This window comes from Exiguobacterium sp. UBA3491, from assembly GCF_002377745.1.
In the GTDB taxonomy this organism is placed as follows: Bacteria; Bacillota; Bacilli; order Exiguobacteriales; family Exiguobacteriaceae; genus Exiguobacterium_A.
In genome coordinates this window covers 60,952-81,944 of sequence record NZ_DFQK01000021.1, presented here as the reverse complement: position 1 = coordinate 81,944, position 20,993 = coordinate 60,952, and the positions used below count along the sequence as shown (strand labels likewise).

The 20,993-nt window shown below is 48.8% G+C and carries 27 protein-coding genes; 15 read left to right on the top strand and 12 right to left on the bottom strand.

Going from position 1 to position 20,993, the window contains the following annotated elements; genetic code table 11:
* Position 1: 1 nt before the first annotated feature.
* From fsa to B4F99_RS07385, 3 genes are all read right to left on the bottom strand, one after another.
* A complete protein-coding gene (gene fsa / locus B4F99_RS07395; RefSeq protein WP_023469552.1) occupies positions 2 to 649 on the bottom strand; it encodes a fructose-6-phosphate aldolase in 648 nt (215 codons plus the stop codon).
* Positions 650 to 803: 154 nt separating this feature from the next.
* Positions 804 to 1,658, bottom strand: a complete 855-nt coding sequence (gene fba, locus B4F99_RS07390) for a class II fructose-1,6-bisphosphate aldolase (protein WP_058704156.1) — start codon at positions 1,656 to 1,658, stop codon at positions 804 to 806.
* A 132-nt stretch (positions 1,659 to 1,790) separates the two neighbouring features.
* Positions 1,791 to 2,165: a response regulator gene (locus tag B4F99_RS07385; RefSeq protein ID WP_214852070.1), complete on the bottom strand. Its 375-nt coding sequence runs from the start codon at positions 2,163 to 2,165 to the stop codon at positions 1,791 to 1,793.
* Positions 2,166 to 2,259: 94 nt separating this feature from the next.
* On the opposite strand from B4F99_RS07385, the gene B4F99_RS07380 reads away from it, so the two are divergent.
* On the top strand, positions 2,260 to 2,769 hold the full coding sequence (locus B4F99_RS07380) for a DUF2529 family protein (RefSeq protein WP_290756353.1): 510 nt from the start codon (positions 2,260 to 2,262) through the stop codon (positions 2,767 to 2,769).
* A gap of 103 nt (positions 2,770 to 2,872) precedes the next feature.
* Here the strand turns inward: B4F99_RS07380 and B4F99_RS07375 are convergent, their stop codons facing one another.
* The gene (locus B4F99_RS07375) at positions 2,873 to 4,468 is read right to left on the bottom strand and encodes a CTP synthase (RefSeq protein WP_047394418.1); all 1,596 of its coding nucleotides are present in this window, start codon (positions 4,466 to 4,468) and stop codon (positions 2,873 to 2,875) included.
* A gap of 267 nt (positions 4,469 to 4,735) precedes the next feature.
* Complete coding sequence (gene rpoE, locus B4F99_RS07370) at positions 4,736 to 5,260, bottom strand: DNA-directed RNA polymerase subunit delta (protein ID WP_023469562.1); 525 nt, start codon at positions 5,258 to 5,260, stop codon at positions 4,736 to 4,738.
* Positions 5,261 to 5,430: 170 nt separating this feature from the next.
* Between rpoE and B4F99_RS07365 the strand changes: the two genes are divergently transcribed.
* The 4 genes from B4F99_RS07365 (at position 5,431) to B4F99_RS07350 (ending at position 7,223) form a co-directional block, all read left to right on the top strand.
* Entirely contained in the window at positions 5,431 to 5,874 is a 444-nt protein-coding gene (locus B4F99_RS07365; protein ID WP_290756351.1) for a GNAT family N-acetyltransferase, read from the top strand.
* Between the two features lie 45 nt (positions 5,875 to 5,919).
* On the top strand, positions 5,920 to 6,237 hold the full coding sequence (locus tag B4F99_RS07360) for an ArsR/SmtB family transcription factor (protein ID WP_023469564.1): 318 nt from the start codon (positions 5,920 to 5,922) through the stop codon (positions 6,235 to 6,237).
* A 65-nt stretch (positions 6,238 to 6,302) separates the two neighbouring features.
* Positions 6,303 to 6,731 carry a DMT family transporter gene (locus tag B4F99_RS07355; protein WP_290756349.1) on the top strand — a complete coding sequence of 143 codons (429 nt, stop codon included), beginning with the start codon at positions 6,303 to 6,305 and terminating at the stop codon, positions 6,729 to 6,731.
* Between the two features lie 12 nt (positions 6,732 to 6,743).
* The gene (locus B4F99_RS07350) at positions 6,744 to 7,223 is read left to right on the top strand and encodes a DMT family transporter (protein WP_290756347.1); all 480 of its coding nucleotides are present in this window, start codon (positions 6,744 to 6,746) and stop codon (positions 7,221 to 7,223) included.
* A gap of 338 nt (positions 7,224 to 7,561) precedes the next feature.
* Here B4F99_RS07350 and B4F99_RS07345 read toward each other — a convergent pair whose 3' ends face one another.
* The 4 genes from B4F99_RS07345 to B4F99_RS07330 form a co-directional block, all read right to left on the bottom strand.
* A complete protein-coding gene (locus B4F99_RS07345; RefSeq protein ID WP_290756345.1) occupies positions 7,562 to 7,738 on the bottom strand; it encodes a DUF6440 family protein in 177 nt (58 codons plus the stop codon).
* A gap of 274 nt (positions 7,739 to 8,012) precedes the next feature.
* Positions 8,013 to 8,483, bottom strand: a complete 471-nt coding sequence (locus B4F99_RS07340) for a heme-degrading domain-containing protein (protein WP_290756343.1) — start codon at positions 8,481 to 8,483, stop codon at positions 8,013 to 8,015.
* On the bottom strand, positions 8,471 to 9,520 hold the full coding sequence (locus tag B4F99_RS07335) for a Gfo/Idh/MocA family oxidoreductase (protein ID WP_290756341.1): 1,050 nt from the start codon (positions 9,518 to 9,520) through the stop codon (positions 8,471 to 8,473). The genes B4F99_RS07340 and B4F99_RS07335 overlap by 13 nt, the downstream gene beginning before the upstream one ends.
* Positions 9,517 to 10,272, bottom strand: a complete 756-nt coding sequence (locus B4F99_RS07330) for a DeoR/GlpR family DNA-binding transcription regulator (protein WP_290756339.1) — start codon at positions 10,270 to 10,272, stop codon at positions 9,517 to 9,519. Before B4F99_RS07330 ends, B4F99_RS07335 begins: the two co-directional genes overlap by 4 nt.
* Positions 10,273 to 10,399: 127 nt before the next feature.
* Here B4F99_RS07330 and B4F99_RS07325 point away from each other — a divergent pair, with 127 nt between their 5' ends.
* From B4F99_RS07325 to B4F99_RS07310, 4 genes are all read left to right on the top strand, one after another.
* Positions 10,400 to 11,233: an SDR family oxidoreductase gene (locus B4F99_RS07325; protein ID WP_290756337.1), complete on the top strand. Its 834-nt coding sequence runs from the start codon at positions 10,400 to 10,402 to the stop codon at positions 11,231 to 11,233.
* Between the two features lie 93 nt (positions 11,234 to 11,326).
* Entirely contained in the window at positions 11,327 to 11,467 is a 141-nt protein-coding gene (locus B4F99_RS07320; RefSeq protein WP_290756335.1) for a hypothetical protein, read from the top strand.
* Between the two features lie 148 nt (positions 11,468 to 11,615).
* Entirely contained in the window at positions 11,616 to 11,945 is a 330-nt protein-coding gene (locus B4F99_RS07315; RefSeq protein ID WP_035410757.1) for a potassium channel family protein, read from the top strand.
* Positions 11,946 to 11,958: 13 nt separating this feature from the next.
* Positions 11,959 to 12,609, top strand: coding sequence for a hypothetical protein (locus tag B4F99_RS07310; protein ID WP_290756333.1), 651 nt, complete (start codon positions 11,959 to 11,961; stop codon positions 12,607 to 12,609).
* 56 nt (positions 12,610 to 12,665) lie between these two features.
* On the opposite strand, the gene mgtE is transcribed toward B4F99_RS07310, so the two are convergent.
* Positions 12,666 to 14,018, bottom strand: coding sequence for a magnesium transporter (mgtE, locus tag B4F99_RS07305; RefSeq protein ID WP_035410763.1), 1,353 nt, complete (start codon positions 14,016 to 14,018; stop codon positions 12,666 to 12,668).
* 231 nt (positions 14,019 to 14,249) lie between these two features.
* On the opposite strand from mgtE, the gene B4F99_RS07300 reads away from it, so the two are divergent.
* The 4 genes from B4F99_RS07300 to B4F99_RS07285 all read left to right on the top strand — a co-directional run bounded on the left by B4F99_RS07300 (position 14,250) and on the right by B4F99_RS07285 (position 17,332).
* Complete coding sequence (locus tag B4F99_RS07300; protein WP_290756331.1) at positions 14,250 to 14,987, top strand: metal ABC transporter ATP-binding protein; 738 nt, start codon at positions 14,250 to 14,252, stop codon at positions 14,985 to 14,987.
* The gene (locus tag B4F99_RS07295; RefSeq protein WP_290756329.1) at positions 14,984 to 15,829 is read left to right on the top strand and encodes a metal ABC transporter permease; all 846 of its coding nucleotides are present in this window, start codon (positions 14,984 to 14,986) and stop codon (positions 15,827 to 15,829) included. Before B4F99_RS07300 ends, B4F99_RS07295 begins: the two co-directional genes overlap by 4 nt.
* A complete protein-coding gene (locus B4F99_RS07290; RefSeq protein ID WP_290756327.1) occupies positions 15,826 to 16,743 on the top strand; it encodes a metal ABC transporter substrate-binding protein in 918 nt (305 codons plus the stop codon). Before B4F99_RS07295 ends, B4F99_RS07290 begins: the two co-directional genes overlap by 4 nt.
* 76 nt (positions 16,744 to 16,819) lie before the next feature.
* Positions 16,820 to 17,332, top strand: coding sequence for a PCYCGC motif-containing (lipo)protein (locus B4F99_RS07285; RefSeq protein ID WP_290756325.1), 513 nt, complete (start codon positions 16,820 to 16,822; stop codon positions 17,330 to 17,332).
* Positions 17,333 to 17,384: 52 nt separating this feature from the next.
* Here the strand turns inward: B4F99_RS07285 and B4F99_RS07280 are convergent, their stop codons facing one another.
* Entirely contained in the window at positions 17,385 to 17,753 is a 369-nt protein-coding gene (locus B4F99_RS07280) for a VOC family protein (protein WP_214852057.1), read from the bottom strand.
* Complete coding sequence (locus B4F99_RS07275; RefSeq protein ID WP_214852056.1) at positions 17,750 to 18,190, bottom strand: hypothetical protein; 441 nt, start codon at positions 18,188 to 18,190, stop codon at positions 17,750 to 17,752. Before B4F99_RS07275 ends, B4F99_RS07280 begins: the two co-directional genes overlap by 4 nt.
* A 189-nt stretch (positions 18,191 to 18,379) precedes the next feature.
* On the opposite strand from B4F99_RS07275, the gene B4F99_RS07270 reads away from it, so the two are divergent.
* Positions 18,380 to 19,393, top strand: coding sequence for a zinc-binding alcohol dehydrogenase family protein (locus B4F99_RS07270; protein WP_214853173.1), 1,014 nt, complete (start codon positions 18,380 to 18,382; stop codon positions 19,391 to 19,393).
* A gap of 214 nt (positions 19,394 to 19,607) precedes the next feature.
* The coding region (locus B4F99_RS07265; protein WP_290756322.1) for a HAMP domain-containing protein at positions 19,608 to 20,993 on the top strand (1,386 nt) is incomplete at its 3' end.

The following is a 20,993-nucleotide window of genomic DNA, read 5'->3' as shown; positions in this document are numbered from 1 at the left end:
ATTATTGCTGCGTTTTTTCCCAGTCCGCGAGGAACTTTTCAATTCCTTGCGTCGTGAGTGGGTGGTGTGTGAGTGACTCGATGACCGAGAATGGAATCGTCGCGATGTCTGCGCCCGCAAGAGCAGCGTTCGTCACGTGAACCGGGTTCCGGACCGATGCCGCAATGATTTGTGTCGGAATATCATGTACGACGAAAATTTGAGCAATCGTCTCGACGAGCCCCATTCCATCTTGACCGATGTCATCTAGACGACCGAGGAATGGTGATACGTATGTCGCACCAGCACGGGCTGCGAGTAATGCTTGGTTCGGATTGAAGATCAATGTGACGTTCGTCGTGATCTTCTCTTTTGAAAGTGCTGCGACCGCTTCGAGTCCGGCCGGAGTCATCGGAACCTTAACCGTAATGTTCGGTGCGATCTGGGCAAGTTCCTTCCCTTCGCGAATCATTCCTTCTGCATCAAGCGCGATGACTTCAGCGCTGACAGAGACATCTCCGACGATTTCACAGATTTCACGAAGTCTTGTATGGAAATCGACGCCCTCCTTAGCGACGAGCGATGGATTCGTCGTGACACCATCTAAAATCCCCATTTTATGTGCTTTCTTGATGTCCTCTACGTTTGCTGTGTCAATGAAAAATCTCATCTTTCTCGTTCCCCTTTCATCCCTTGAAATCGCTTACGACTCTATTATAGGTTTTTTTCACGAGAAGTCCTACTATTTTCCATCGAATACACGTTCATATGATATGAAAAAAGCACGGTAGACCGAAGTCTACCGCACTTTAAAGAGGAGTCGATTAAGCTTTGTTGCTTGAACCGAACTCACGCATCTTACCGATGACAGTTTGTTTGATTGCTTCACGACCTGGTGCGATGAATACGCGTGGGTCATATGCTTCTGGTTTCTCAGCTAACACTTCACGAACGACTTTCGCGAATGAGATTTGGTTCTCTGTGTTAACGTTGATTTTTGAAGTTCCGAGTGAGATCGCTTTTTCGATATCGTGTGTCGGAATTCCAGTTCCACCGTGAAGAACGAGTGGGAGGTTTGTAGCGTCACGGATTTCTTCCATCTCTTTGAATCCGAGGTTTGGTTCACCTTTGTATGGTCCGTGAACAGAACCGAGTGCAGGCGCAAGCGTGTCGATTCCTGTTTCTTTGACGATGCGTACACACTCGTCAAGTTTCGCGTACATGACATCACCGATGACGTCGTCTTCTTGTCCACCAACTGTACCAACTTCCGCTTCTACTGAAACGCCTTTAGCGTGAGCGTATTCAACGACTGCTTTTGTTGTTTCGATGTTTGTGTCGATCGGGCTGTGCGAATCATCGATCATGACAGATGTAAATCCAGCGTCGATCGCTTCTTTACATTTTTCAACGCTCGAACCGTGGTCGAGGTGGATTGCGACTGGAACTGTTATTTTCATGTCGTGTACGAGACCTTCAACCATTTTCACGACAGTGTAGAATCCGCCCATGTGGCGTGCTGCACCTTCAGATACTCCAAGGATAACTGGTGACTGCTCTTCTTGAGCCGCACCGAGAATCGCTTGTGTCCACTCGAGGTTGTTGATGTTGAATTGGCCTACTGCATACTTACCTTCGAGAGCTTTGTTTAACATGTCTGTCATAGATACTAATGGCATAATGACATCCTCCTCTGTTTTGATCGCTGCTTACACGAACTCGTGCAATTTCAGACTGATTATAACATACTGATTCATCGGAACGTACAGCATTTCGCTTGGTTTTTTGGTTTGTGACGGCGACGTGAAGGATTAACCGCTTACATCGTGAGAAATTTGCACAGTCACTTCTTTTTTTAATTCGAAGATGTCAAATGGCTTCCCGAAGAAGGCGACGACCCCTAATCGTTTCGCTTCTTCCATCGCTTCTTTTTCACCGAGTGCCGTCATTAAAATCGTCCGGACACGTCGTCCGATCCGGTCCTGATGACGTAAAACCTCGATCCCGGTCCGCCCCGGCATGTTGACATCCATCAACAGCAAATCATATGCCGCTCCTTGTAAGTAGACGATCGCTTCCTCTCCATCGACGGCGACGTCCGTTTCATACCCTTCTGCCCGGAACAACTGTGCAAGCAAATTCCGGATTCCCGGCTCATCCTCGACGATCAACAATCTGCCTTTCATCTCTGCCACTCCCCCTCTAGTTATTTCCATTCTACACTAAAGCAAAACTTACTTTATACTGTCCTTGAGAGAAACATAGAAAGGATGAAGAAAAATGATGAAAATCTTAGCTACACAATTCAACGGAAAATTGCAAACACTCGCAAAACAGGAAGACGAACTATTCGATGTCGTCCGTCTGCTCGCACAGGCGCTCGTCGGGGAAGGTACGGTCTATGTCGACGCTTACGGTGAGTGTGAAGGGCTCTATCCAATGCTCTCAGAAGGTCCGGATCAGATGAAACGGGTTACGAAAATCAAGGATCGAAAGACACTGCACGCTGTCGATCGCGTCTTAATCTTTACGCCAGATACAGAACGCTCCGACCTTCTCGCTTCTCTTGCTCGCTATGACGCATGGCATACGCCTTATGCGATCGTCACACTCAGTGACGTGACAGAAACGCTCGAGCGTTCGATTGCACCGCTCGCATTGAAGTTTAGTAAAGGATTGCTTCCGGCAGAGGACGGTTCACGTCACGGACTGCCGAGCCTTGCCCTTTGCGCGTTCCTCTTGACACATATCTTGACGCAACTACAAGAGATGACGGAAGAGTGGGATTAACACTTTTCTTCTATAATATTTAGTTCTGAATATAACCAATCAAAAAAAGACGCGGTAACCTTCAAGATGCTGAAGGTTACCGCGTCTTTGATTATCTTTCCTTTCATTCACCAAGTGAAGCTTGGATGAAGTCATGGAAGAGTGCTTGTGGACGTTCTGGACGTGAGATCAATTCTGGGTGGAACTGACACGCGACGAACCATTTGTGTTCTGGAATCTCGATGATCTCAACGAGACGACCGTCTGGGCTCGTACCTGAGAAGACCATGCCGTTCGCTTCGAACTGCTCACGGAATTCGTTACCGAACTCATAACGGTGACGGTGACGTTCGTAGACGAGCTCGCTTGAATACGCGGCACGTGCTTTCGTTCCATCTTCGAGTTTACATGGGTAAAGTCCGAGACGGAGTGTACCACCGAGATCCTCGATGTCTTTTTGTTCTGGCAACAAGTCAATGATCGGGTATGGTGTCGCTGGGTCGATTTCCGCTGAGTGTGCGCCTTCAAGATTGAGGACGTTACGTGCGAATTCAACTGTCGCGAGTTGCATACCGAGACAGATACCGAAGAACGGTACGTTGTTTTCACGTGCAAAACGTGTCGCTTCGATTTTCCCTTCGATTCCGCGTTCTCCAAATCCACCAGGAACGAGGATTCCGTCTGCTGAACCGAGCAATTCGTTGACGTTTTCGCGCGTCACGTCTTCTGCGTTGATCCAGTCGATTTCGATGTCACTGTTGAAGGCGAATCCAGCGTGTTTCAGTGCTTCTGCAACTGAGATGTACGCATCACGCAATTCGACGTATTTCCCGACGAGTGCGATCTTCGTCGTCTTCTCGAGGTGCGTCACTGTGTGGACGAGTTGTTTCCAAGCCGTCATGTCAGCAACTGGTGTGTCGAACTTGAAGTAGTCACAGACGAGTTGGTCCATGCCTTGACGTTGCAAGTTGAGCGGTACTTCGTAGAGCGTCGATGCATCTTGTGCTTCGATGACTGCTTCCGGACGTGTGTCACAGAAGAGAGCGATTTTATCTTTCATCTCTTGTGGGACTGGGTGCTCTGCACGTAAGACGATGATGTCTGGCTGGATACCATAGCTACGGAGTTCTTTGACACTGTGTTGTGTCGGTTTCGTCTTGAGCTCACCTGCTGCTGCAAGATACGGAACAAGCGTACAGTGGACGTACATGACGTTTTCTTTTCCGATATCGTTTTTCACTTGGCGAATGGCTTCGATGAACGGAAGCGACTCAATATCCCCTACTGTTCCACCAATCTCCGTGATGACGACGTCTGCGCCCGTTTCTTTTCCAGCACGGAAGACACGGTCTTTGATTTCGTTCGTGATGTGTGGAATGACTTGAACTGTTCCACCGTTGTAGTCTCCACGGCGTTCCTTCTTGAGGATCGTCGAGTAAATACGACCAGACGTGACGTTCGCGTTCTGGCTCAAGTTGATGTCGATGAAGCGCTCGTAGTGACCAAGGTCAAGGTCCGTCTCTGCGCCATCATCTGTGACGAAAACTTCCCCGTGTTGGTACGGGCTCATCGTACCCGGGTCGATGTTGATGTACGGGTCGAATTTTTGGATCGTGACGTTAAGGCCACGGTTTTTCAAGAGACGAGCGAGTGATGCAGCGGTGATCCCTTTACCGAGTGACGATACGACGCCACCTGTTACGAAAATATACTTTGTCATGTTAAATATTGCTCCCTTCTCTAATTCACATCTCAACAAAACAGAGGTGGTAAAAACAAAAAAGCAAAAGTGCCCCCATAATAGGAGACACTTTTGCTGAAATAAGCACGTTGCTTAAAGAAGCCCATGACTAACTTACGTCATTCGGAAAACTTCGTCAAGCCTAATTTTTCAGAGAAAAATTTTCGCGCTCGTTCGTCAGCCGTCAACGAAAAAACTGCCATTTCTATAGGGAAATAGCAGCTGTACAGTTGTGGTTGATCGTGCTTAGACTTCCTCTTCTTCTTCGAAGTCTTCTAAGTCTTCTTCGTCGAGATCGTCATCGAGATCATCGATGGCTGCGACTTTTTTGAACGTATCATCGTCTTCGCTGTCGTCAGCTGAATCATAGTCTGCTGTCTTCGCGAATGTATCAAGATCGTCTTCGATCGTCTCGAACTCATCTTCTTCTGCATCATAGTTGAACTCTTCTTCAAACTCATCGAGTTCTCCACGTTGACGCGCTTCGATGACGAGATCCTCATCCGACTTATCAAACGGATACCAAGCGCGGAGTGACCAACGGTTCGCTCCGACGTTGACGAAGTTTCCGTCGATGTTCATGTCTGTATAGAGTTGAGCAAGTTTCTCGAACTTGTCTTCTTCATCTGTAAACGTATGGTACTTTTCGATTTCTGACGTGATGTCATCGAACGTGATTGGCTGTTCGCCAGCTTCTTGCAACATTTCATTGACGAATTCGATCAGCGAAAGATCAGTAATCTCTTCTTTACTTAAACGGCTGAGGCTCATTGTGACGGCCACTTCCTTTCATTTGCGTTCAATCCATTACTTCTCATTATACGCAAAATGGCTTTTAAAAATCCAGTCTCTATTTAAAAAAAGCTCGAATTGATTCTCGATTCGTGTTTTTCCCGCTCCCGAAAAAGGAATATCCAAGAGAGAAGAAGGAGGAATGACAGATGGAGATGACAATCGAACGGGTCAACGATTTTGATGCCTTCAACTGGCTACCAATTTTATCAAAGAGTACACAGGAAGGCTATCCCTTCATTGAACGGATGCTACGCGAACGGCGAAATGAAACGTTCCAAGAGGATGGTGAGGCATTTTTTGTCGCTTTATCTCTTTCCGGACACGTCATCGCGTGCGGGGGGTATATGAAACAAACCGGCACGAACGACGTCGGTCGGATTCGTCATGTCTATGTCTTACCAGAAATACGACACCACGGTGTTGGTACGCAACTACTTGAGAAAATCATCCCGGAAGCACTGTTGACGTATTCTGAGCTCTGGCTCTATACGGACGATGCCAGTACCTTTTATGAACGATTCGGTTTTGAGCCGTATACAGCAACTAAAGTGACACATCGCCTTCTCAAGCATGCATTCGTTCAACCATAAGTGTCTTGAATTGACATATCGGGAATCATCGATTAGTTTAAGCGTATGACAAATCAAGTGGATCTATTCAAGGCATTATCGAACGAGGTACGTCTTGATATCTTACGCTGGCTCAAGGATCCCGAGACTCATTTCAATAAGCCGACGGCCCATCTCGCGACGAATTTGTCGGACAAGGGAGGCATTTGCGTCGGAGATATCCAAGAGAAGGCGAACTTATCTCAATCGACCGTCTCCCAATATCTTGCGATGTTGCAAAAAGTCGGATTGCTCGAATCCGAACGTCACGGCAAATGGACGTATTACCGGCGAAATGAAGAAAAAATCCAGGAGCTTGCAGCGTACCTCAAAGGAGAACTTTGATCCGTTCTCCTCGCCTTACATATCGACATTTCTCGATATTTAGATTCGTGAAAGGATGAATTCTGTTGAAAATCGTGTATTACGCACTCGCGTTACTTGCGGGTATCGCTCTCAGTGTCGAAGGAGCTATCTATGGTGAGCTCGGGAACTTCGTCGGAAAACTTGAAAGTAGCTTTTATAATTTCTTCGCCGGTACGATCATCATCGGATTGATCGTCCTCTTTTTCGGAAAGGGTTCACTCGGCTATACCTTCCGCGCACCGAAATGGACCTTGCTCGGTGGTCTACTCGGTAGCATCTACTTGACGATCTTGATCATCAGCATCCCTCTCGTCGGGGTCGGTCTCGCCATGATCAGTGTCATTCTCGGTCAAATGGTCGCTAGTATGGTCATCGAACATAACGGCTGGCTTGGTAGTCCGAAACGTCCCATCAATCGCGACAAGCTAATGGCTTCTGCTCTGATGCTCGTCGCCCTATTTCTTATCTTTTAAGGAGGTTCGCTCGTGAATATTCTATTACTTGGTTTTACATTACTCGGTGGCGTCATGCTGAGCGCACAGTCGTCTATCAATGGTGCCTTCAGTCAAAAGGCTGGTGCCCTTGAAAGTACGTTCCTGACCTTCTTCACGGGGATGCTGATTCTTGCACTCGCCATCCTGTTCTTTGGTCAAGGAAACGTCCTACTCTTGCTCGAAGCACCTCGTTGGCAACTAAGTGCTGTCCTGTTCGGCGTCAGTTATCTATTCCTGACGATTCTTGCCGTTCCTCAGATCGGTGTCACGGCAGCTAGTATCGCGACCGTCATCGGTCAACTCGCAGCAGGTATGGTCATCGACCATATCGGTGCATTCGGTGGCGTCGTCGTCCCGCTCGACGGAAAACGTCTGCTTGGTCTGCTTGCGATGTTAGCTGCGCTTTACTTCGTCTATCGTGGGAACACACGTAAAGACTTAATGGCTTCATCTGATTCGATGGCATCCTGACGATTGTTCTCACGATTCGTTCACGCGCTTTTCTCAGGCGAGACACAAGCCAGTCTCGACTGTCGTCGACAGTCGATTCGGGTCTTGTTTGTCTCTGACAGCGCAAGATCGTGCGCTTTTTCCTGTAGAAGTCGCGTGAACAACGTGAGTCCTAGCACTTCTCGGAATCCAGCAATAAAGAGAAAAACCGAGATGCTGAAGTGAATCTACTTCAGCATCTCGATTTTTTCTTATCGTACGATCCGTTGATGAACGTGCAAGACGAAGACTCCTGCGGGCAAAGCAGAATAGATTAGATTCCGTAGGCGCAACGCTCAAACTAGAAAAATTTTACGTTTTCAGCCTATCGGCTTATCAATAACAACTTTACCTTCTTTGTCTAATAACGGTGTCATTCCGTTCAATCCGAGCCCGCTTGTCATTAAATAATTGACGCCTGTTTCAGTGTCTACGACAATCTTGATAATACCACCACTTAAGTGCTGTTTTGATTTAAGGATGAACCGTTTGTCCATTATTTTTATGCATCCTCTCGTTCTTTCCGATTTTCACATAAAATTATAAATCACTGTGCAAGGATATGAAGGGATAGGTTTAACGCTTTTGTTTTTAAAAAGGTATTGTCTATCTAAAAGAGTCCTCACTTCTCCATACGACTCTTACAGAAAAAAGCACGATTCATCAGAGACACACAAGACCCGGATTGGCTGTCTGTGGCAGCCGAGACCAGTTTGTGTCTCGCCCAAGGAAAGCGAATGGAACATCGCGAGGACATCGAATGAATCTATATCACTGTTCCAGCTGTTGTCTCTTAAGTAAACGCAACGCTTCCGTAGCAAGACGATGATCTGCTTCCTGCGATAGACCGGAAACGGTGATCGTACCGACGACACCGACTCCTTCGATCCGGATCGGGAACGACCCACCGGCATCGACATAATCGGCTGGAGAAACAGCATACATCGTATGATACGAGCGATGTTTGCTCTCATTATACCGACGCATGTACAGCGAGCTATAGCCATGCCGCAAGACGACATTCGATTTCCGGCGGATCCACTCTTCTTGATCCGGTGCCGTACCGTCGAGCGCCGCGTAATATAAGCGCTGCCCATTCCGTTTGATTTCAACGGCAATCGAAAGATTCTCCTTCATCGCCCGTCCAATCAACTCATGCCCCATCCCGATCGCTTCCGTGTTCGTCAGTGACATTAGGACGAGTTCTTCCTCTTCCGCAAGCAGTACTTTCAAATCTTCCATGCATCCCATTCCTTTCGTAAGAGGCGTCGTCCTTCATCACTGCTGATGCGCACTGCTTCAATCAAGCGCATTGTTTTTTCAGCGTCGCGTAAATCGACAGGTACCCGTCCACCGCGAAGTCCTTCCGCCAACTGTTCGTAAAACGTCGCATAACTGCCTGGAAGTGTTGCGAGGCGCTCGACTGGCTGATCGGCGATCTGGAGATATCCATAGGAGTCCACTTCATCTTCGCCGAGCTGTCCATCGACAGCATGACCTTTCGCAAGCCGTCCTTCTTGTGGATCCATTCCGTATTTGATGTAACTGCCGCGTGTCGCATGGAACTCAAAACGCGGTGTCGGTCCTTGGATGAAGGATGCCGAGCGAAGAATGACACGCCGCGTACCGTAATGTAGCGTGACATGGAAACCGTCATCGACAACAGCACCGTCACGTTGCAGGTAAACATCGCCCGTCAGAGCATCCGGTTCTCCAAACAAGGCAAGTGCTTGATCGAGTAAGTGTGAGCCGAGATCAAACAGGATGCCGGCACCATCACCCGCTTGTTCCCGCCAGCGCTCCCGAACAACCGGGCGATAGCGATCAAAGCGTGACTCAATGACTTGCCAGTCCCCAATTTCGTTCATCTCCATCAATTGTTCAAGTGTCAGGAAGTCCCCGTCAAAGCGACGGTTTTGATAGACGGCGATTTGAACCCCGTATTGTTTTGCTAACGTTTGCAGCGCCAGTGCTTCTTCGATCGTCACGACGGCCGGCTTTTCGAGTAAGACGTGCTTTTTTGCTTCGATCGCTTGTTTTGCCATTTCGAAATGCAGTGCCGTTGGTGTCGTGATGACGACAAGTTCCGTATTCTCATCTTGCAACGCATCAGCGAGTGTCGCGACGACTATCGCCTCACTGAAATGTTGTGCCACCTGCTCCGGTCGACTCGAGACGACTTGCGTCACTTCAAATGCCGGTAATGCCTGTAAGAACGGAACGTGAAACGTCACCGCTGAAAAACCAAATCCGACGAGCGTCGTTTGAATCGGGTTCATGTTGTTTCCTCCTCTGTCACGTCGAGATCGACATGATAATGATCTAATCGTTCTTGCCACGTTGCGTCTGGTACTTGATCGGTGACGAGCACATCGATTTGTCCCCAATCACAGACTTTATGCAAAAAGCGTTTATTGAATTTCGTATGATCCGCGAGGACGATGACACGGGTCGCACTTCGAATCATCGCTTTCTTTACGACCGCTTCTTCGAGTTGTTCCGCAAAAAGTCCTTCTTCCGTCAACCCACATGCTCCAAGAAAAACACAATCGACTTGATAATTCAGGATGTCGTCTGCCGTCTTGATTCCACTCAAGCTCCGTGCATGCCGGTCAAAACGTCCTCCCGTGACGTACAGCTCAATATCCCTCCGCGCTCCGACGTAATCGGCGATATCGAGTGAGTTCGTGATGACCTGTAGTGAATACGGTGGAAGTGCCCGTGCCATCTCAGATACCGTCGTTGCAGCGTCGAGCAATAAGCGATCATTCGCTTGGACGTGACGCGCCTCGCGCTGTCCGATCCGCCGTTTTTCCGGCTTCTCTGTCCGCTGTTCATATGCAAGCGTCCCACCAGCACGGACTAATCCATTCTTAACACGAATGATCTCCCCTTCTTGTTCGAGGACGATGACGTCACGACGTGCGGTATCTCGTGAAATCTGATACTCCTGCATCAGTTGATCCAGCGAAATTTCAGGACTCGTCTTGATCCATTCCCGCATCTGTTGCAGCCGTTCGATTTGCCCCATCGATTCCTACCTCCTTTTTTCTTTATATTAAGTTTTTTCATTACTATATGCAATTTTATTGCAAATAATTCGACGATAATTCGGGTAAATAATAGAAGACAACTACTTTCAGAACGGAGGAATTGATATGCAAACGATATTGATCACGGGTGCTTCTTCCGGTATCGGTCTGGCGACGGCGCAGCAGTTTGCGGAAGCCGGCTGGTCTGTCTACGCTGGTGTTCGGAGTCCGGGTGAGATGACTGTGTCGTTACCGACGCTCACCTTCTTGTCGCTCGATGTCACAGATGAAACAAGCGTGCAGGCAGCCATCCGGCAAATCGAACAAGAGGTCGATCACCTGGACGTTGTATTCTGCAACGCCGGTCATGGTTTACTGCGCGCACTCGGTCAAGCGACAAGTTATGAAATCAAGCAACTCTTCGAAACGAATGTCTTCGGTGTCATCCGAACGATCGAAGCCTGCCTCCCCTTACTCAAACAAGCACCGGAGGGTAGTCACTTACTCGCGACTTCAAGCGTCAGTGGTCTCGTCGGTCAACCGATGAATGAATTGTATTGTGCCAGTAAGTTTGCGATCGAAGGGCTGTTCGAAAGTCTTGCGACCTACTATAAACCGTACTTCAATATCGACGTCACCCTGATTGAACCGGCCGCCGTCGAGACGAACTTTACCGCAAATGTTCTCGATCAACTTGAACGGACGGGTGGCTTACACGAAGACGACTTCAAACCGATCATCACGGCTTATTTGCAGACGTACCGAACGCGACATGCCGACCGCCAATCAGCAGAAACTCTGGCTGAGGTGATCTTCGAGGTCGTCCACCGCGACGAACGTCCGTTACGAATCCGGACGACGGAAGCTGATGAACATTTCGTCGCCCATAAGACGCATCATGATCCGTCAGGACTCCAAGGTGTCGCTAAAATACGACGACTGACATTAAATCTCGAATGATTCCCCTTTTTTAAAAATTTCAATCCGCCTAAGCAATTTTCGCCTACTATACTGAGACTATCTACCTAAAAATTATCTCGAAGGGCGGAACGTATGCCGTCCTTATTTCTTTTTACGATCGTCTATCTGATTCCGACCTTCATCATGTTCTATATGTCGATTGATATATTTTTACGCAATCCATCACATCCGCAACACCAACTGCTTAGCTTATTCACGTTCACTTACTTATAGGATGTTCTTCCTCCATTCAAGAAAAATGCCTCTTCGCTTGAACTTACAGGTTGATCAGGTGATAGATGGTGTCAAACATGCCGGAAAGAATGATTATCTTATTCATGATACGATGGACTTGACGCACCGATCTTAAAGGAGAGATTCGATGATATCTGTACTGACGATTTTTTCACGCCTATTCAAGGGATTGCGCCGCGCCTTTCACTTGTCTTACTTCCGCGGACTACTGATTCTTTGTTTGTTGACACTCGTCTCTGGGACGATCTTCTACAGTACGGAAGAAAACCTTTCGGTCATCGATGCGCTTTACTTTTGCATCACGACACTGAGTACGGTCGGGCATCCGACATTCATCCCGACGACGACGCTCGGTAAGGTCTTCACGATGGCGTATATCACGATCGGCTGCGGGTTGTTCTTGACGTTAATTGCTACCTTGTCATACGTTTTGATTAAACAACCGGAAGAGGATTAAGAGGGAATCAAATATGCGTCAATCTGCCATCCAAAACAATTTCGATTGGTGTCGCCTTGTTTGTGAACAAGTCGGATGCCAGGTGACAGAAACCGAATCGACCTGGCTCGCTAAAGGAAGCGTTCCAAGTTATTATCCGGAACTGATGGTTCGCCTTCCTCATCAGCGAATTAATGCAACCGACGTGTACAGCATCAAGGACTGTACGGCGAGCTATGATTTCTCAAGCGCTGGTCTCAGTCACCTGTTCACAGCGGAATGGATGACCCGTTCCGCCATACTCGATCGTCGCGCTCTTCCCGTCGATTGGTCTGTCGTCACGGATGCCACGCAGTTTACTCGCTTCCAAGCAATCCAAGCGACACCGGAGTTACCGGAATCGTTATGGCAACATCCGGCCGTCCGCTTTTTCTATTGCGAAGCACAACAGGCAAGTTGCATCGCCTACTCGAACCAAACGACGACCGGATTGATGTACGTTAGTTCCGACTATCTTGATGAACGCTTATGGGATGATATCGCACGCTTGTGCTCCGCACACTTCCCCGGTCAACCGCTCGTCGGATACGAATACGGTGATCACCTGATCACGGCGCTCGAAGCAGGCTTTGACGACGTCGGTCCACTGGCGGTCTGGATTCGCACGACGCATGAGAATGCATGAAAAAAACCGAACCAATTCCCTTTCTCTTGAAGAGAAGGCGAATCGGTTCGGTTTTTTTACATCAAGCGACTGATGAACGCGGTCGCGATCCCGAAGTAGACGAGGAGCGACAAGATATCGTTCAACGTCGTGATCAGCGGTCCGGACGCAATCGCCGGGTCGATCTTTAAGCGATGTAAGATGAGCGGAATGATCGTTCCAGCCAGTGTTCCAAAAATCAGCGTGATGACGAGTGAGCTGCCGACGACAAGACCTAAGACGGCACTTCCTTGCCAGACGTACGCAATGATAGCAATCAAGACGCCACAAATGACACCAATGATCAAACCAACCCAAAGTTCTCGTAGGATTAATCGCGTCGCGACCCGCTTATCGACTTCACGCGTGATCAATCCACGGACGACGACCGCGAGCGATTGGGTACCGGTATTTCCGGTCATCCCAGCAATCATTGGCATGAAAAAGGCGAGCGCGACAACTTTTGAAAGCGTCTCTTCGAACTGACTGATGATCGATCCGGAGACGAGCCCGATGAACAGTAACAAGACGAGCCATGGCAAGCGCCGGGTTGCAGCAATCCACGGCTTCGTCTCGAAATCAATTGATTTACCGGATGCTGAGAGTTTCTCGATGTCTTCATTCGCTTCTTCCCGTAAGACATCGAGTGCATCATCGACCGTGATCAATCCGACGAGAACATCGCCTTCGACGACCGGTAGCGAAACGAGATCGTAGCGTTCGAACAATTGCGCGACCTCTTCCTGATCGGTCTCTGCTGCGACCCGAATCACCTTCGTCTCCATGACATCGCTGATTCGTTCCGTATTTTCAGCTAAGATGACGTCCCGGTATGAGATGACACCGACGAGTTCACTGAGTTGATTGACGACGTACACGTAATTGATCGTCTCCGAGTATTCGATGTAGTCACGCATCTTCTCGACCGTCTCACCGACCGTGAAATCCTCTCCCACCCAGATGAACCGGTTCGTCATCAAACGCCCTGCCGTCTCCGGTGGATACGTCAAGAGATTGCGGACGATCAGTGCCTCGTCTGTCCGCATGCTACCAAGCAAACGGTCAGTTTCTTCTGGTCCCAGTTCCTCCAGTAAATCCGCGACATCATCGTTTTCCATTAAATCGAGGACATGCCCGGCGCGCTCGACGTCTAAACGACGCAAGACGGCAAGACGTTGCTCTCCTTCGAGCTCCTCAAGCACATCTGCCAATCGTTCGTGATCGAGATAATCGAGGAGTCGTGCCTGATCGTCTTCTCCTAATTCTTCATATACTTGCGCGATGTCATACGGATAGACTTCTTCGATGACTTGCTGTGCTTGCTCTCGCTTTTCCTTCGCAAGCGCATCGAGCAATAGCCACTTCCATTGTTGTTCTGCTGTCTGACGCAATCTCCTCACCCCCATACGATTCTGCCTTTTCATCTTAGCACGAGTTGATTCGCGATCGATATCGAAAAACAGTTGACAACTGTTTCTTACGGCTTTAAAGTTTGCCTTAAGGAAACATTATTAGCAGACCGAATCTTTCTCTAGTAATGAATGATCAAAAAATTTTAAGCTGTTTTTTGCCATAAGGAAACTTTCCTTCTCTACACCACAAAACCAAAGGAGTGAGCATTCATGTACGCCCTTGATGTTAACCGTCTCACGGTCTCCTATTTTGATACACATGCACTCGCCGATGTATCCGTCCGTCTTCCGGTCGCTTCGCTGATTGGTATCATCGGACCGAATGGTGCCGGTAAATCCACTTTCTTAAAAGCCATCCTCGGTCTGATTCCCGCTCGGATCGAGCAGTTACGCGTACTCGATCAACCACTCGAAGCTGTCCGGTCTCGTGTCGCCTATGTACCTCAGCGTAGCGCGATCGATTGGGATTTTCCTGTGCGTGTCCAAGATGTCGTACTGATGGGGTGTTATCCGAAGCTCGATCTGTTCAGACGTCCATCAAAGGAACAAAAGCAGTTCGCGATACATTGCCTTGAGCGCGTCGATATGGCCGATCATGCCAAACGGCAAATCGGTGAACTGTCAGGTGGACAACAACAACGGGTCTTTCTGGCGCGTGCCCTTGCCCAAGAAGCAGAACTACTGTTGCTGGACGAACCGTTCGTCGGTATCGATGTCGCCAGTGAGCAGATGATCATCGAACTCTTACGGACACTCCGAGCCGAAGGGCGGACGATTGTCGTCGTCCACCATGATCTGCATAAAGCAGAGGACTACTTCGACACGTTGATGCTGTTGAACAAACAACTAATCGCTGTCGGTCCTCCGTCTGATATCTTGACGCCGGAGTGGCTCGAACCAGCGTATGGCTTACCCCTATTCGAACGACGTAAGGAGGGACAAGGATGACGTTCATCGAGGCATTATTTCAGTATGAGTTCTTACAAAAAGCGATGATCACCGCCGTCATGGTCGGCATCATCTGCGGCGTGATCGGCTGTTTCATCATCTTACGCGGGATGTCGTTAATGGGTGATGCGATTTCGCACGCCGTTTTACCTGGTGTCGCGATTTCTTATCTACTCGGGATCAACTTCTTGATCGGTGCCATCGTCACAGGTCTCGTGACGGCACTGGGAATCGGCTTCGTCAGCCAAAACAGTCGCATCAAGAACGACACGGCGATCGGCATACTATTCACGTCCGCCTTCGCCCTCGGGATCATCTTGATTTCGTTCTTGCGCAGCAGTAGCGATCTCTATCACATTTTGTTCGGCAACGTCCTCGCGGTCCGTCCGAGCGATATGTGGATGACCGTCATTATCGGATTGATCGTCCTCGGGGGAATCTTCTTGTTCTACAAAGAGTTGCTGATCAGTTCCTTTGACCCGACAATGGCGCAAGCCTATGGACTATCGACACGCTGGATTCATTACGGACTGATGACGTTACTGACACTCGTCACCGTCGCTTCCCTTCAGACGGTCGGCATCATCCTCGTCGTTGCGATGCTGATCACACCAGCTGCGACAGCGTATTTACTGACGAATCGTCTCTCGCGGATGCTGTTCCTAGCAGCAGGTTTCGGTACGCTGTCCGCCATCGTCGGACTGTATTTCAGCTTCACCTACAATTTATCCTCTGGGGCATCGATCGTTCTTGTCGCGACGACGCTGTTCGCGCTCGTCTTCGTCTTTTCACCACGCCATGGTCTAATGCGTCACCGGAAACGAAAGGAGTCTACTGTATGAAATTAAAATTTTTTCTATTCGTCCTCCTCAGCACGGTCTTGCTTGCTGCTTGTTCGACACCAGCAGAAGATAACGGAAAGCTGAAGGTCGTTGCGACGTATTCAATCCTCGCTGATCTCGCCCGCGAAGTTGGTCGTGAACACGTCGATGTTCACAGCATGGTCAAGATTGGGGCAAATCCGCATGAGTATGATCCACTTCCGGCAGACGTACAAGCGATGGCGGATGCGGATGTCGTTTTCTATAACGGTCTGAATCTTGAAGCCGGCGGTGCGTGGTTCGACAAACTTCGGGCAACGACCAGTAAAGATGCGTCTGACGCGCCAGTCTATCGTTTAAGTCAAGGCGTCGAACCAAAGTACCTGACGACGAAAGGCAAGGAATCAGAAACCGATCCGCACGCGTGGCTCGATGTGAGTAACGGCATTCAATACGTCGAAAACGTCAAGCAGGCATTGATCAAGGAAGATCCGAAGCACAAAGCGGACTACGAGAAAAATGCCGAGGCTTACATCAAACAACTGCAGACGCTTGATCAGGAAGCGAAAAAGCAGTTTGCCGACATTCCGAAAGCAGAACGTCACCTCGTCACGAGTGAAGGTGCCTTCAAATACTTCGGAACTGCCTATGACGTCAAAGCGGATTATATTTGGGAGATCAACTCGGATAATCAAGGAACGCCGGCACAAGTTCGCCGGATCGTCGATACGATCAAGGAGCAAGACATCCCTGTCCTATTCGTCGAAACAAGCGTCGACCGGCGGAGTATGGAGACTGTCTCTCGTGAGACCGGTGTTCCGATCGCTGGTACGCTTTTCACCGACTCGCTCGGAGCACCGGGTAAAGACGGCGACACGTACTATAGCATGATGCAAGCGAACATCAAGACGATCACACAAGCACTCACGAACTAAGCGTCAATAAATCGTCATGCTTTCATCGTTTTACTTTCCTTATAATGAAGGTAAGACAATGAAAGAGAGGCCGACTATGCAAAGACGACTGTATCGTTTTGGACTTCCACTTAGTCTCAGCCTGTTGCTCGCTGCATGCGGGACAGCTGAACAGACGGATACTCCAAAAACAGAACACACGAATCACGAAGATCACGCTGACCATGCCAGTCATGGTGCCGGTGATCAACTCGAGAAGACCGCGGGACCGGACACGTTACCTGCTTTTCTCGATGAGCAGGATCAATCGATTCAAACAATCTATCGGTCCGTCGCTAAACATCCTGATTTATTGAAGAAGATGCCATGTTATTGCGGTTGTGGTGAATCTGCGGGTCATACGAGTAACTATGACTGCTTCATCGAGGAACAAACTGCTACGTCAACGACCTGGACGACGCACGGCATTACGTGTGGTACGTGTCTCGATATCGCGGCACAGTCGATCGTCGCTTATCAAAAAGGTAGCTCCGTCAAGGAAATTCGGACTGCAATCGATCAAACTTATGCGAAGACCGGTGTCACACCGACGCCAACGCCAGCACTTTAAAAATAGCCTGCTTCTTTTCACGAACCATGTGATCAGAAGCAGGCTATTTCGTTTAGATGATCACGGCGACTTGTGCCGTCAACGCCATCGTATTCTGTTCCGAATCTTTAAAGAACGCCATCCATGTCTCTTCTGTCTCGGAACGCGTAATCATGTGGGGTTCCCCGAGAAAAACAACACCTTGCTTTTGCATCCGCTTATATTCTGCTGGCAGCGAATCGACTTCAAAATACAAGACGGAACTCGGATGATCGAATGCCTCTGTCTCTGGTAAAGTCAACATCAATCGAATATCGCCACACTGAAAGAAAACCATCGTCTCAAGTTCAAATAAGACCAATAATTGCAAAACATCCCGATAAAATGCTGTACTACGCTTAATATCCTTCACTGGAATTCCAATCTGTTGAATACGTTTCATTTCATCTCCTCCGTCTGTTTTGCTCGCAAGACGAGCGGTCGACCCGACAACAGTTCATCCAGTTGATAGTACGTATGTGCGCGAATCGGTCGATCCGTTCGTGGCAGATGACGGAGTTCGTATGCCACTTCGAGTAAGTAAAATTTGTATTCCTCCCCTTCATCAAAACCGAAGCTCGCGCGCCGTTCCTCGATATACGCTAGAACACGCTCCTGTTGCGAGCACGAGAGACGCTCGACTTGCGGGGCGAGCGCCTCGTGCGGAAAGAGCACGATTTCCCGCTCCGTACGATACAGTCGATGCATGACACCACCACTTTGACGTAAGGCAATCAAACGTGCGGGTCGATACGGACGGGGGTGCGGATGCGCATGGACGAGGAAACGTTCAATGGTAACCTGAGTCGGTCCTGCCGGTAGAGAGATGACGTCATACATATAAAATCGCTCCTTCTCGAAAATGGATAGCTACTCTCATATGCTACCATAGCTATCCAAGGTTCTTCCGTTGACGACAGAAGGGGAATCCGTTTTCAAAGTTTCGCAACTGGTTTTAAGACGGAACGCGCGTGGAACAGATGGAGAGAAACGATTCATATCTGGAAAGGATGATTGTCGATGTCGAATATGTCCGCTGTCGGTTTTCACCGACACTTACCACTGACGGAACACGAAAGTCTGATTGATTTAGAACTACCACGCCCGGAAGCAACGGGGCACGATCTACTAGTTGAGATCAAAGCTGTCTCCGTTAATCCGGTCGATACGAAAGTCCGCGCTCACGGAAAAGATGAAGACGCTCCGAAAGTGATCGGCTATGATGCAGCCGGAGTCGTCGTTGAAGTTGGCGATGATGCCTCCCTCTTCCAAGTCGGTGATGAAGTCTATTACGCCGGTGCGATTCAGCGCCCAGGGTCAAACAGCGACTTCCAACTCGTCGATGAACGAATCGTCGCCAAAAAGCCGGAACGGTTGACGTTCAGTGAAGCGGCTGCTCTCCCGTTGACGACGCTGACAGCTTACGAAGCATTGACCGATCGTCTTGGATTGACGTTTGATGCTAAGTCGAATCTCGAGAAGACGATCCTCATCATCGGAGCTGCTGGTGGTGTCGGTTCAATCGCGACACAACTCGCGAATCACGCTGGGCTGACCGTCATCGGAACGGCGTCGCGTGACGAGACGATTGATTGGGCGAAGGAACACGGTGCACATCATACGATCAATCACCACGACGCATTCCGTCCTCAGCTGGAAGCCCTCGGCTACAAATACGTTGACTATATCTTCTGTCTCAATGCGACGGACCAACATTTCGAGACGATGGTCGATGTGATCGCACCGCAAGGGAAAATCTGTAGCATCGTCGAGACTGATCAAAAACTCGATTTAAGTGCGCTCCAACAAAAGAGTGCGACGTTCGTCTGGGAATTCATGTTCACCCGTCCACTGTTTATGACAGATGATATGATTCGTCAACATGAGATTCTGACGCAAGTCGCAGCATGGATCGAAGAGCATACGCTCGAGACGACGGTCAAGCAGACATTGATCGGCATGAACGCCGACAATCTAAAAGAAGCACACCGTCTCGTCGAAAGTGGAAAAACGATTGGAAAGATTGTCGTTGAACATCATTAATAGGTATCGAAGCAGGATGAGACTAGGCTCTCGTCCTGCTTTTTTGTCGTTCTTTATTTTCTTGTGAACGTGAATCTCTTACTTTGAAGATATTTTAAGTATTATGACTATATTTATCCGTCTAAAAAATGTACGATTACGGTAACAAATATTCCAATGTCATACATCTAATCGACCCTCGACTCACATGTACAAAGGAGCATCCATAATCCATATGCGAAAATGGTTCAATCAAAAGATCAGTCGACAGATCATGTCGTCATTTTATCTCATTCTTATTACACTATCGATCTCTTCCCTGGCTGCTTATTTTTATACGAACCATCAAGTCATGGATGCGAAACAAGAGCTCGATGCGATCAGCATGCGTGAAGATCGAGCGACGAAACTGTGGGACGATTGGCAGTCCCTTCAATACGAGATGCGGGGCTATATCGTCTTCGGAGATGACGCCGTGCTCGACGTGATTGATGAAAAGAAGGCATCACTCGAACAACAGACGGCTTGGTTTGAAAAGAATCGTCTCTACAAGGCGGATCAAATCTATGCGTCTGATATCCGGTCGCTCTATAATTCTTATACCAATTTCGTCATGCCGAGCTTGATTAAATACGTCCAAGCAAAGCAATCGGGCACGATTGACGAGCGTTTCCTGCAGATGCCGAGTCTAAAAGCGATGATGCCACAAGTACCTCAGGACCCGAATCGGAAGTTCAAGATGAATGCCTCGAACAGTGAAACGATGCGTAAAAGTGTCAACACGATGGAGAGTACGTTCACGAACTACCGGAGTAGTCTCCGCGCGAAAGAACTCAGTGCAAAAGAACAGCTTGTCACGCAGACGAAGTACGCTGAGTGGATTTGGCTCGTCAACCTGATCGTGTTGTTCCTCGTCATCTTGCTGATCGTCCGCCCGTTCATCGAACGGACGACGCGACAGATCCATCTTCTTAGCAAGGAGAGCAAGCTCCTTGCAAGTGGTGAGCATACGTTACCGTTGATTCCGCTGAACCGTGCTGACGAGATCGGTGAATTGAGTAAATCGTTCCATCAGATGGCGACAGCCTTGATTGAAAACAAACACCAATTGATGTCGACGAACGTCACTCTCGAAGATGCGTTGAAACTGACGCAACGGAACGAGTCCCATTTACGGCTACGTAATCAATTGACGGAGACACTAGCGTCGCGTGATAGCATCAGTGCCTATCCTGCCGTCATTCAAAAGATGGTTGAAATCACGAATGCGACGCAAGGTGCCTTGATTTTCAAAGATGGTACGAAAGTCATCGATATCGTCTTTTATCCACAGACACCGCTCACAGTCGAGGATTGGATGCCAACGATTGAGCCGTTATTGCGTGAGTCGCGACAAGATAAACGACCGCATACGCAGTTCGAAGATGAAGTCGCGCGCGCTGTCACACCAGTTCTTGATCCGAGTCAAAATGAGATCATCGCCTATATCTTCTTGTCCCGTAATCAGGATCGGTTTGATCGTTACGAGCAGGAAGAACTCGCTGCCTTCGCGCGTCAGCTAGCGTTGTCACTCCTACGGATGCGGACGTTCGACGAGATTGAACGCGAACGGGAAAAAACA